This window comes from Micromonospora sp. R311, from assembly GCF_056780015.1.
Map to the genome: position 1 here is coordinate 1 of NZ_JBSWCE010000074.1, position 11,710 is coordinate 11,710.

Here is an 11,710-nt window from a genome sequence, read left to right on the forward strand (position 1 = left end):
ACCTTCTCCGGATCACCGTTGAACGGCACGTCCTCCACCAACGTGCCGTCCCGATCCAGCAACACCGCATCGAACAGCCGGTGAGCTGCACTGATCGGGACGTCCATGTCGGACCAGTTGCCTCGGGCGGGAGAAGTAAACATCAACGTCCCGTTCCGGCCCGCTCGGCGCGGCTGTCCCACCAGCCGCGTAGCCAGTGGGTCACCGCCAGTGGCGGGATCAGCGCGCTGGTCACCAGCATGGTGGCGATCTCGTCCGGGGAACGCGGGCCGGGCACGATCCGGGCCCGGGCGAACTCGGCGGTGCCGGCCAGCCAGCCGAGAGCGCCGGCCGCGGCGAGCGCGCCGAGCGCCGTCCGGGGCGGCCCGCCGGCCCGGGCGCGGAATCCGGCCGCGACCAGGGCGACCGCGCCGGCCGCGGCGACCGCGGCGTGCCGGGGCCGCCGCCCGGGCGGCAGCCGCAGGTCGGTACGCCAGTACGGACCGTAACGCCGGCGCAGCAGCGCGTCGTCGGCGTTGCCCCGCTGGGTCCGCAGGCTCACCCAACGGTTCTCGGGGCGTACCGGATGGGTCACCGATCGTTCGCCGCGGACCAGCTCCCAGCCGGCGCGGCGTACCCGGTGGGCCAGCTCGGCGTCCTCCCGGTAGGCGCGCGGGAACCGCTCGTCGAAGCCGTCGACGGCGGCCAGCGCGTCCCGGCGGTAGGCCATGTCGGCGGTGATCCAGGCCCCCTCGGCGAGGCCGGCGGTGACCCGTTCCCAGTCAGTCGGCCGGCGGTGCGCCGGCAGCGGCACCCGGACCACGCCCTGCACCCCGCCGACCAGGTCACCGACGGCCAGGTCGTCGACCAGCCGCCGGCACCAGTCGGCGGCGGGCACCACGTCGTCGTCGAGGAAGACGATCCAGGGGGAGCGGGCGACGCGCCAGCCGATGTTGCGGGCCGCCGCCGGCCCCGCGCCGGGCCCGGTCAGCACCTTGGTGTACGCGGCCAGCGCCTCCGGCACCGCCAGCTGGCCGGTGTTCTCGCGGCGGTCGTCGACCAGCAGGATCTCCGGGTCGGGCAGCTCGCCGACCTGGCCGGCGAGCGCGTCGAGCAGCACGGCCAGGCTGGGCCGGCCGAGCGTGGGCACCACGATGCTGATCACCGGTCACCGCCCAGGGCGTCGCGGCGCACCGCGAAGGGGCCGAGCGCCAGCAGCTCCACCGGCGCGGAGCCGAACAGCTCCATCGCCTCGCGCGGCGTGTCCACCATCGGCCGGCCGGCGGTGTTCAGCGAGGTGTTCACCACCACCGGCAGGCCGGTCAGCCGCTCGAACCCGGCGAGCAGGTCGGCGACCAGCGGCTCGGTGTCGGCGTGCACGGTCTGCACCCGGGCGGTGCCGTCCACGTGGGTGACCGCCGGGATGCGGTCGCGCCACTCCGGCTTCACCCGGTGCACGAAGAGCATGTACGGGCTGGGAAGGACGCCCTCGAAGATCTCGGCGGCCCGCTCGGCGCGCACCATCGGGGCGACCGGGCGGAACTGCTCGCGCCCCTTGACGTCGTTGAGCCGGGCGGTGGTGGCCGGATCCCCGGGGTGGGCCAGCAGGGACCGGTGCCCGAGGGCGCGCGGGCCGTACTCGCTGCGTCCCTGGAACCAGGCGACGATGCCGTTGCCGGCCAGCACCCGGGCCGCCTCGGCGGCGATCGACTCCGGCCGGGTGTACGGCAGCGCGGCACGCCGCAGCTCCGCCTCCAACTCGTCGTCCGACCAGCCCCGGCCGAGGTCGGCGCCGGCCATCGGGGTGGCCCGGTCACCGAGGTCGCGGGCGACGTGCAGGGCCGCGCCCAGCGCCGTGCCCGCGTCACCGGCCGCCGGCTGCACCCAGACCTGCCGGTACGGACCCTCGGCGGCGATCCGGGCGTTCGCCACGCAGTTCAGTGCCACCCCGCCGGCCAGGGCCAGGGTGGACGCGCCGCCGGAGGCGTCGTGCAGCCAGCGGGCCAGGTCGAGGATCACCTCCTCCATCCGGGACTGCACGCTGGCGGCGAGGTCGGCGTGGTCGCCGGTCATCTCCCCGTCGGCGGGGCGCGCCTTGGCCAGGCTGCCCCAGTCGATCTGCTCGATCCGGAAGCCGCCCTCCGGGGTGACCCGCACCAGCTCGCGCAGCAGGCCGAGGTGTTTCGGCTCGCCGTACGAGGCCAGCGCCATCACCTTGTACTCGTCGCTGGAGTGCAGGAAGCCCAGATGCCGGGTGAGGTCCTCGTAGAGCAGGCCGAGGGAGTGCGGCAGCTGCTGGGCGTACAGCGAGCGCAGCAGGCCGTCGGAGTAGACGCCGGCCAGGTGGCTGGCCACCTCGCCGCGCCCGTCCAGGACGAGCACCGCGGTGTCGTCGCCGGCCGGTGGGGCGGCCAGCCCGGCGGAGGCGGCGTGCGCCACGTGGTGCGGGACGAACCGGACCTTGCCGGGGTCGAGGCCGGGCAGCGCGGCGGCCAGGAACTGCGGTGCCCGCTGGGCGTACTCGACCCGCAGCCAGTCCCACGGGTCGGCCAGCCCCAGCGTCTCGGCGGGCCGGCACAGCCCGGGGTCGAAGGAGTAGGCGACGGCGTCGAGGTCGTTGACGTCCAGGCCCGCGCTGGCCAGGCACCAGGCGGCGGAGAGCTCTGGCAGCTCCCAGGCCGAGAAGGCGACCGGACGCTTGCCGTGCTTGCGGCGGCTGAACCGCTCCTCTTCGGCGGCAGCCACCACCGTTCCGTCGACCACCAGGGCGGCCGCCGGATCGTGGAAGATCGCGTTGATGCCAAGGACCCGCATGACCAAGGTCCCTACCCTCGGCTTCTCCGCCTAACCTCTAGATCATCGACTTCTCCTGACGCGCTGGTCGGTCGCCTGTGGAGATTCGGTGCCGGGGCGGGCGGTCCGCCCGGCACCGCCCGGTTCAGACCGGGCTGCCCGTCGCCATGGCGTGCACCGTGGGTGGGGCGCCCGTCGAGCCGGCGCAGGCCCGGTGCGGGGCGCCCGTCGTCGCGGCGCCGGCCCCGTGTCCCGTCGTCACGGCGCTGCCCGGCGCCACCCAGGTCACCCTGGTGCGCCGCGACGAGTGGGTGGCCGGGTTCCAGGTCGGCGGTGCCCGCCGGGCGCGGACGAGGCCCCGCCGACCGGCGGGGCCTCGTCGCGGCGGCCCGCCGGCCGCGGCGGGGACGGACGGTCAGGAGACGGTGATCGTTCCGGTGCCGGACCGGACGCAGGTCACCGCGCGGGCGCTGGTGGCGGCGGCGCCGCTCAGGCACTGCCCGAGCACCTGGTGCCCGGCCGCGTTCGGGTGCCACGACTCCTGGCAGGTCTGGAAGTACGACACGCAGGTGTTGGCGATCCGCTGGATGGCGATCTTGTCCTTGCCCTCCAGGCTGGTCACGAAGACCCCGTTCGGCGGGGAGTCCTGGAGCCGGATCGGGGTGGCCAGCGCGCCGGTCGGGCTGCCCGCCGACTCGCAGAGCCGGGCGCCGTCGAAGGCCCGCTGCACGTTGAGGTAGACCAGGTCGGCGCCGGGGAACTCGGTGGCCAGGGTGTCCCGGGTGGACCGCACCAGCGTGCCGAGGCCCTGCGAGAAGCGGTGGCCGGGCAGCAGGCTGGCCCGGTGGATCGGGCAGCCGGCCGCGTACCGCTCGGCGCCGAGGGCGCGGAACTTGTCCCGGGTGTCGTCCCGGCTGTCCTCGGAGTGGAACGTCGGCTCCAGGTCGAACGGCAGCGGGTTGGTGTAGTCCTGGAAGACGATCCGGTGCTGCCCGTCCGCGTCGATCTCGCGCAGGGTGCTGAGCAGCTGCCGTACGGCCGCGGTGGTCTCCGCGGTCGCGGCGCTGAACTGCGCGGCGGTGGCCAGGTCGGCGTCGCTGCACGGCTCCTGCTCCACCGGCCCGCCCAGGTACGCCCAGAACTCCCACCAGCCCGTCCAGGCGTCGGCGATGAACCGGTTGGCGCACTTCTCGGCCACGTTGCCGAAGGTGAACGAGCTGTTGTTGGAACCGAGCCCGAGCAGCACCAGGTCGATGTCGTGGGTGCGCCCGACCGCGCGGAGCTGGTCGAGCTGCGCGGCCACCTGCCGGCCGTTCGCCCGGGCCGCCGACGCGGTGGCGATGTCGTGCGGCTGGCCCCCGGAGCAGGCCAGGTTGAACCGGTCCTGGATGCCCGGCAGGGCGGCCCGGTGCAGCGAGGCGTTCGCCGAGCGGTGGCAGAAGAACGCGTTGCTGTTCGGCGCGGTCCAGCCGGGGAAGCTTTGCGCGACGCCGTTGACGTCCACCACCGGGGCGTACGCGCCGGCGCCCTCGCCGCTGACGAAGCTGTCGCCGAGCGCCACCGCCGCGGTGGGCAGGGCCGCCGAGGCGGGCGCGGGCAGCCCCACGGCGGTGGACAGCGCCGCCGTCGCGGCGGCCAGCGCGGCCGCGACGAGGGTACGACGGAACCTGCTCATGGCTCCCCAATCTCTCCAGAGAAATATGAAAGATTCTCCGAGAGCGCGATCAGATCACCCTTGTGTGACGGACGTCAATGGGTCGTAACGAGATCGTTCCAATGAGGAGCGCGCAGCCCGCCGCGGCACCGTGCCGGCGGAGCTTGCGGTGGACCCCCCCGGCGTCAGGCGGGGCGGTGGAACTCGGCGCGCCAGCGGCGTACGCCCGCCGGGTCGCGGAGGTCCTCGACCCGGACCGGCGCGAGGCCGTCCCCGGCGAAGGCGTCGATCTCGGCGCGGGTCAGCGGCCACGGCGGCGCGCCCGGCGCCGCCTGGTCGTCACCCCGGCCGGCGGCGATCACCAGCAGCGTGCCGCCCGGCGCCACCAGTTCGCCGACCGCGCCGAACCCGGCGGAGCGCACCTGCGGCGGCAACGCCTGCACGTTCATGCTCTCCACGACCAGGTCGAAGCTGCGCCGCCAGTCGGTGGGCGGGTCGAGCAGGTCGGCGGTGCGGTAGTCGACCGGCGAGCCGGGGTGCCGGTCCCGGGCGGCCCGGACGGCGGTGGGGGAGATGTCGAAGGCCACCGTGGCGAAGCCGAGCCGGGCGACATGCTCGGCGTCCCGGCCGTAGCCGCAGCCCACCACGACCGCCCGGCGGCCGGCCCCGGCTGTCCCACGCGCCGCGGTCCACTCGACGAGCAACCCGTGCGGCGCGTCGCGGTCCCACGGCACCACCGCCTCGCCCCGCGCCGCCTCGGTGTAGAGCCGCTCGAACCAGCCGGTCGGATCGCCCGCGGCGAGCGACTCCGCCGACAGCCGTCCGGTCGCGTCGTCCTCGCCCACGCCGTCCCCGTTCCCGTCGGCGCCCGGCCGGGCGCGACCGTCGGTCAGCGTACCGGCGCGATGCCATTCCGACCGTTCCGCGCGAGCTGTCCCGACCGTCCCGCGCCGGAGCGTCCCAGGGCCGTCGCCGCCAGCGGCCGACGGGGGCGGAATCCGCCCGGGGCGGGTGGCGTTGCACCGCAGGGAGTGCCGCCCGCCGCGCCGCTCACCCGGTGGCTGCTCCGGGTGATCCCGGCCCGGAACGCGCCCCGCCCCGCCGGTCGCGCGGGGTGCCACGGGGTTGTCGGAGCAGCGGGCTAGGCTCGCTGCGGCGTGCCGCCGGGGGGCGGCGTCCGCCGGTGAGCGGCACCACACCGCCGAGACCTGGGAGTACGACCAGTTGACCGCAGAGCCTGAGACCCTGTACGGGGCCGACGACCTCACGCACCTCGAGGGGCTGGACGCCGTTCGCAAGCGGCCCGGCATGTACATCGGCTCCACCGACAGCCGTGGCGTGGGTCACCTCGTCAACGAGATCCTCGACAATTCCACCGACGAGGGTGTCGCCGGTCACGCCACCAAGGTCGAGGTGACGCTGCACGCCGACGGCTCGGTGCAGGTCGACGACGACGGCCGGGGCATCCCGACCGACGTGCACGCCCGGTCCGGCCTCTCCGGTGTCGAGCTGGTGCTCACCCGGCTGCACGCCGGCGGCAAGTTCGGCAACTCCGGCTACAAGACCTCCGGCGGCCTGCACGGCGTGGGCGCCTCCGCGGTCAACGCGCTGTCCCGCCGGTTCGACGTGACGGTCCGCCGCGGCGGCAAGATCCACGCGATGTCGTTCCGGCACGGCGTGCCGGGGATCTTCGACGGCGACGGGCCGGACGCCCCGTTCACCGCCGGCCCCGGGCTCCAGGTCGTCGGTGCGATGAAGCGCGGCCAGCGCACCGGCACCTCGATCCGCTACTGGCACGACGCGCGCTACTTCGAGACCGGCGCGGCGCTGGACGCCGAGGCCGTGCGGACGAAGCTGCGCAACACCGCCTTCCTGGTGCCCGGGGTGAGCTACCTGCTGCGCGACCGCACCGGCGCGGAGCCGACCGAGGAGCGCTTCCACTACCCCAACGGGCTGACCGACATGGTCGAGTTCCTCGCCCCGACGGGCGACCGGCCGGTCTCCGGCACCCTGCTGGTCACCGGCGAGGGCAGCTACCGGGAGAACGCCGCCGACGCCAACGGCGTGATGCAGGCCAACGTGCAGCGGCGGGCCGAGATCGAAGTGGCGTTCCGCTGGGGCACCGGCTACGAGCGCACCGTCGAGTGCTTCACCAACACCATCCGCAACGCGCACGGCGGCACCCACCGCAAGGGCTTCGAGCGGGCCCTGGCGCGTACCCTCGCCGACGCCGTCCGCAACGCCCGCGGCCTGCTCAAGGCCAAGGAGGACCCGCCCACCCTGGACGACGTCCTGGAGGGGATGACGGCCGTGGTGCACGTGCGGATCCCCGAGCCGCAGTTCACCTCGCAGACCAAGGACGAGCTCTCCACCGCCGGCATCACCAAGGTGATCCAGTCCCTGGTGGAGCAGCACGTCAAGGCGTGGCTGGAGGACCGGCGCACCAAGGCCGAGGCGCGCACCGTGCTCCAGAAGATCGTCGACGCGGCCCGGGTGCGGCTGACCCAGAAACAGCAGAAGGACGCGGCCCGGCGCAAGACCGCGCTGGAGGGCGCGTCGATGCCGGCCAAGCTGGTCGACTGCCGCGCGGCGGGCATCGAGCGCAGCGAGTTGTTCATCGTGGAGGGTGACAGCGCGCTGGGCACGGGCCGGCTCGCCCGCTCCGCCGAATACCAGGCGCTGCTGCCCATCCGCGGCAAGATCCTCAACGTGCAGAAGGCCAACCTCCAGCAGGTGCTGGACAATGCCGAGTGCGCGGCCATCGTGCAGGTGCTCGGTGCCGGCTCCGGCCGCACCTTCGACCTGTCGGCGCTGCGGTACGGCCGGGTGCTGATCATGGCGGACGCCGACGTGGACGGCGCGCACATCCGGACGCTGCTGATCACGCTCTTCGCCCGCTACATGCGGCCGCTGATCGAGGCCGGCCGGCTCTACGCCGCGATGCCGCCCCTGCACAAGATCACCACCAAGGGGCGCAATCCGCAGACCGTCTACACCTACACCCAGGCCGAGATGGCGGCGACGGTCCGCAAGCTGGAGAAGGCCGGCAAGCAGATCGTCACCCCGATCCCGCGGTTCAAGGGTCTGGGCGAGATGGACGCCGACGAGTTGTGGGAGACCACGATGAACCCGGCCACCCGGGCGGTCCGCCGGATCACCCTCGACGACGTCGACGCCGCCGAGCGGATCCTCGAACTGCTGATGGGGGAGAAGGTCGAGCCACGCCGCAACTGGCTGATCGACTCGGCCGACCTGGTCGACCGGGAGGCGATCGACGCATGAGCACCGGGTTTGTTCGAGGGGAAAGCTGACTCATGGCACGCCGCAAAGAAGACCGCGCCAAGGTGGACCTGTCCGCCTTCGACCAGGCCGGCGCTCGGGTCATCGACAACTCGCTGGTCGCCGAGGTTTCCGACTCCTACCTGGAGTACGCCTTCTCGGTGATCCACTCGCGCGCCCTGCCGGACGCCCGCGACGGCCTCAAGCCGGTGCACCGGCGCATCCTCTGGTCGATGTACGAGCAGGGGCACCGCCCCGACCGAAGCCACGTGAAGTCGGCCCGGATCGTCGGCGACTGCTTCGTCGCCGGGACCCTGGTCTCGACGCCCGGGGGCCTGCGGCCCATCGAGGATGTCGACGTCGGCGACTTCGTGCTGGACGGCGACGGGGCTGCCGTCCCGGTGACCGCGGTCTACCGGAACCCGGATTCGGACCTGGTCAGAGTCACCTGGAGCAACGGCCACACCATGCTCGTGACTCCCGGACAGCGGTTCCGTGTGGTCGATGAGGACCTGAATGTCCGGTGGGTGGAAGCCCGGAACCTGACCGGACATCTCACTGTCGCCTACGGCGCGCGCCGCGGGGCGGCACCCGCAACCGACGGTGATCCGTACGACTATGTCCGTGGGCTCGTGGTGGCTGAAGGCTTCGCCGTCGACCGGTCTCGGGACGCGGACGGCCGCGTTCGGCTGCACATGTGCGACGTCGAGCCGCTCGACGTCGCCCACGGGTGGGCCATCGCGAACGGGTTGAACGCCTCCCGCGGCAAGCGCGAGGCAAGCGATCCGCGTCATCGCGACCAGCACATCCTCACGTTCGCCAGGCACCAGGGCCTGCTCGAGGCCGGCACGCCACTCAGTCACGACAAGCGCGTGCCCGACGACGTCATCGCAAACCGCTCCGCTTGGGCGCCGTTCCTCGCCGGGTTCTTCGACGGCGATGGTTACATCCGCAAGCGGTTCCGGGAACTCGTGTTCGTGAGCACCAGCGAGGTGCTGGTGCGCCAGATCTACTCCATGCTCGCCGACCTGGGGGTGCACGGTCACCACTGGAACAGCAGGCGAGCCGGCCACCGCCCGCTCCTCGGCCTGTCTCTCACCGGACGGGATGCGGCTGTCGTCGCCGAGATGCTGCTGCCGTGGGTACGAATCGGCTACAAGAGCGACGGCCTTCGGCGGGTGATCGAGCTGGGCTACCGATACGGTGGCAAGCAGGGCAACGATCGCCTGCCGTGCCGGCCGGTCATGCAGGCGTTCACCAACGCCCATCAGGGCGGCGGATGGTTCCGCGACGAGGACGGGAACGCCTTCCGGGCAGCTTTGTCGGGTGCCGGGAGCAAGGTGCGGTACGGCAAGGACCGCAACGGCGTACCTCTGTCGGAGCGGTCGTTTCCCCTCTGGCGCGCGGAGCGGGACGGTTGGGTCCGCAAACTTCGGCGCATCGGTTCGCCCCTTGCGGGCCGACTCGAGGCGCTGTCCGGGCGTTCGTTCCTCCGGGTCGTCGCCGTCGAACCCGTGGCTTCCGCTACCACCTACGACATCCAGGTCGGCTCCGACGAGCACGCCTTCGCGGCTGAGGGCTTCGTGGTCCACAACTGCATGGGCAAGTACCACCCGCACGGCGACACCGCCATCTACGACGCGATGGTCCGGCTGGCCCAGGACTTCTCGTTGAACATTCCGCTCATCGACGGTCACGGCAACTTTGGTTCCCAGGACGACGGACCGGCTGCGGCGCGCTACACCGAGGCCCGGATGTCCAGGGAGGCGATGCTGCTGGTCGGCGAGCTGGGCGAGGACACCGTCGACGTCGAGCCGAACTACGACGGCTCGCTGACCCAGCCCACCGTGCTGCCGGCCGCCTTCCCCAACCTGCTGGTCAACGGCGCGTCCGGGATCGCGGTCGGGATGGCGACCAACATGATCCCGCACAACCTCGGCGAGGTGGTCCAGGCCGCCCGCTGGCTGATCAACCACCCGGACGCCACGCTGGACCGGCTGATGGAGTTCGTCCCGGGCCCCGACCTGCCCACCGGCGGCCTGCTGCTCGGCCTCGACGAGGTCCGCCGGGCGTACGAGACCGGGCGCGGCGTGGTGCGGATGCGCGGCAAGGTGGAGATCGGCCCGCTGGAGGGCAGCCGCGGTCGGCAGGCGATCACGGTGGTCGAGCTGCCGTACGGCGTGGGCGCCGAGAAGGTCATCGCGGCGATCACCAACGAGGTCACCAAGACCAAGCGACTCACCGGCATCGCCGACGTCAAGGACCTCACCGACCGGGAGAGCGGGACCCGGCTGGTCATCGAGTGCAAGGTCGGCGTCAACCCGCAGGCCCTGCTCGCCGACCTCTACCGGCTCACCCCGCTGGAGCAGTCCTTCGGCGTCAACAACCTGGTGCTGGTCGACGGGCAGCCGCAGACCCTCGGGCTGAAGGCGCTGCTGGAGGTCTTCCTGGCGCACCGCTACGACGTGGTGACCCGGCGCAGCGCCTACCGCCGCCGCAAGCGCGAGGAGCGGCTGCACCTGGTCGACGGCCTGCTGATCGCCCTGCTCGACATCGACAAGGTGGTCAAGCTGATCCGGGGCAGCGAGGACGCGCAGGCGGCCAAGGACGGCCTGATGCGGAAGTTCGACCTCTCCGAGATCCAGGCCACCTACATCCTGGACACTCCGCTGCGCCGGCTCACCAAGTACGACCGGATCGAGCTGGAGGCCGAGCAGGAGAAGCTCCGCGGCGAGATCACCGAACTGTCGAAGATCCTCGACGACGACAGGGTGCTCAAGAAGGTCGTCTCCGACGAGCTGGCCGCGGTGGTGAAGCAGTTCGGCGCGGCACGGCGCACCACCCTGGTCGACGGCGACCTCAAGGAGGTGCTGGCCGCGTCCGCGCCGGCCGGTCCGCTGGAGGTGGCCGACGACCCGTGCCAGGTGATCCTCTCCGCGACCGGGCTGGTCGCCCGGACCGCGGCCGAGTCGGAGGAGGCCGCCGAGGGGCGGCGGCGGCACGGCCGGGTCAAGCACGACGCGGTACGCGCCGTCGTGCACTCCACCGCCCGGGGCCGGGTGCTGTTGGTGACCAGCGCCGGCCGGGCGTTCAAGATCGACGTGCTGCCGCTGCCGGTGCTGCCCGAGCAGGCCGGCACGGTGTCGCTGCGCGGCGGGATGTCGGCCGCCGAGCTGGTGCCGCTGGAGGCCGGTGAGACGGTGGTCGGCCTGGCCCCGCTCGGCCCGACCACCGAGGGGTCGCCGGGGCTGGCGCTCGGCACCCGGCAGGGCGTGGTGAAGGTCTGCGCGCCGGACTGGCCGGTCCGCTCGGACGAGTTCGAGGTGATCGGGCTGCGCGAGGGCGACGAGGTGGTCGGTGCCACCTGGCTCACCGACGGGGCAGAGGCGCTCACCTTCATCACCTCGGAGGCGTCGCTGCTGCGCTTCGCCGCCGGGTCGGTGCGCCCGCAGGGCCTCAAGGGCGGCGGGATGGCGGGCATCAACCTGCCGTCCGGCGCGCGGGTGGTGTTCTTCGGCGCGGTCCGCACCGACGACCCGGCGCACGGTGAGCCGATGGTGGTCACCTCCACCGGGGCGACGGTGAAGGTGACCCCGTTCAAGGCGTACCCGGCGAAGGGGCGGGCGACCGGCGGGGTGCGCGCCCAGCGGTTCCTCAAGGGCGAGACCGACGTGGTGGTCGCCTGGGTCGGGCCGCGTCCGGTGGGCGCGACCGCCAACGGCGAGCCGGTGGAGCTGCCGGCGGCCGACCCGCGCCGCGACGGCTCCGGCTTCGCCGTCATGCTCGGCCCCACCGTCATCGGCCACCAGGTCGAACGCGACTGACCCCCGCACGGGAGGGGCCGGCCGCCCCCGCCCCCTCCCGCCCCCTCCCGCCCCCGTCACCTCCGTTGATCATGAGGTTGACGGCACCGAACCGGACATCTCGCCCCGCTAACCTCATGATCAACGGGGGGGCCGGGTGGGCCGGGTGGGCCGGGGGGGGCGGGTGGGGGGGGGTGGGTGG

The 11,710-nt window shown here is 73.2% G+C and carries 6 protein-coding genes and 2 pseudogenes; 4 read left to right on the forward strand and 4 right to left on the reverse strand.

The window, feature by feature from the left end:
* Positions 1–142: 142 nt before the first annotated feature.
* The 4 genes from AC1WTP_RS33565 to AC1WTP_RS33580 form a co-directional block, all read right to left on the reverse strand.
* Positions 143–1,144, reverse strand: a complete 1,002-nt coding sequence (locus AC1WTP_RS33565) for a glycosyltransferase family 2 protein (RefSeq protein ID WP_481653249.1) — start codon at positions 1,142–1,144, stop codon at positions 143–145.
* The gene (locus AC1WTP_RS33570) at positions 1,141–2,793 is read right to left on the reverse strand and encodes a carbamoyltransferase family protein (protein ID WP_481653250.1); all 1,653 of its coding nucleotides are present in this window, start codon (positions 2,791–2,793) and stop codon (positions 1,141–1,143) included. The genes AC1WTP_RS33565 and AC1WTP_RS33570 overlap by 4 nt, the downstream gene beginning before the upstream one ends.
* Before the next feature lie 394 nt (positions 2,794–3,187).
* A complete protein-coding gene (locus AC1WTP_RS33575; RefSeq protein WP_481653251.1) occupies positions 3,188–4,447 on the reverse strand; it encodes an SGNH/GDSL hydrolase family protein in 1,260 nt (419 codons plus the stop codon).
* Positions 4,448–4,611: 164 nt separating this feature from the next.
* Positions 4,612–5,271 carry a class I SAM-dependent methyltransferase gene (locus tag AC1WTP_RS33580; RefSeq protein WP_481653252.1) on the reverse strand — a complete coding sequence of 220 codons (660 nt, stop codon included), beginning with the start codon at positions 5,269–5,271 and terminating at the stop codon, positions 4,612–4,614.
* A 379-nt stretch (positions 5,272–5,650) separates the two neighbouring features.
* On the opposite strand from AC1WTP_RS33580, the gene AC1WTP_RS33585 reads away from it, so the two are divergent.
* The 4 genes and pseudogenes from AC1WTP_RS33585 to AC1WTP_RS33600 all read left to right on the forward strand — a co-directional run bounded on the left by AC1WTP_RS33585 (position 5,651) and on the right by AC1WTP_RS33600 (position 11,529).
* The gene (locus tag AC1WTP_RS33585) at positions 5,651–7,708 is read left to right on the forward strand and encodes a DNA gyrase/topoisomerase IV subunit B (protein WP_481653253.1); all 2,058 of its coding nucleotides are present in this window, start codon (positions 5,651–5,653) and stop codon (positions 7,706–7,708) included.
* A gap of 32 nt (positions 7,709–7,740) precedes the next feature.
* Positions 7,741–8,001: pseudogene (locus AC1WTP_RS33590) on the forward strand (DNA gyrase subunit A); the annotation flags it as partial.
* A 171-nt stretch (positions 8,002–8,172) separates the two neighbouring features.
* Positions 8,173–8,802 (forward strand): annotated as a pseudogene (locus AC1WTP_RS33595) (LAGLIDADG family homing endonuclease); the annotation flags it as partial.
* A gap of 147 nt (positions 8,803–8,949) precedes the next feature.
* The gene (locus tag AC1WTP_RS33600) at positions 8,950–11,529 is read left to right on the forward strand and encodes a DNA topoisomerase (ATP-hydrolyzing) (protein ID WP_481653254.1); all 2,580 of its coding nucleotides are present in this window, start codon (positions 8,950–8,952) and stop codon (positions 11,527–11,529) included.
* The last annotated feature ends 181 nt before the right edge of the window (positions 11,530–11,710 follow it).

What these genes read in the sequence shown, in the direction of transcription:
- AC1WTP_RS33575 (WP_481653251.1), bottom strand. Translation starts at nt 4,447, where the DNA reads ATGAGCAGGTTCCGTCGTACCCTCGTCGCGGCCGCGCTGGCCGCCGCG.
- AC1WTP_RS33570 (WP_481653250.1), bottom strand. Translation starts at nt 2,793, where the DNA reads ATGCGGGTCCTTGGCATCAACGCGATCTTCCACGATCCGGCGGCCGCC.
- AC1WTP_RS33600 (WP_481653254.1), top strand. Translation starts at nt 8,950, where the DNA reads ATGCAGGCGTTCACCAACGCCCATCAGGGCGGCGGATGGTTCCGCGAC.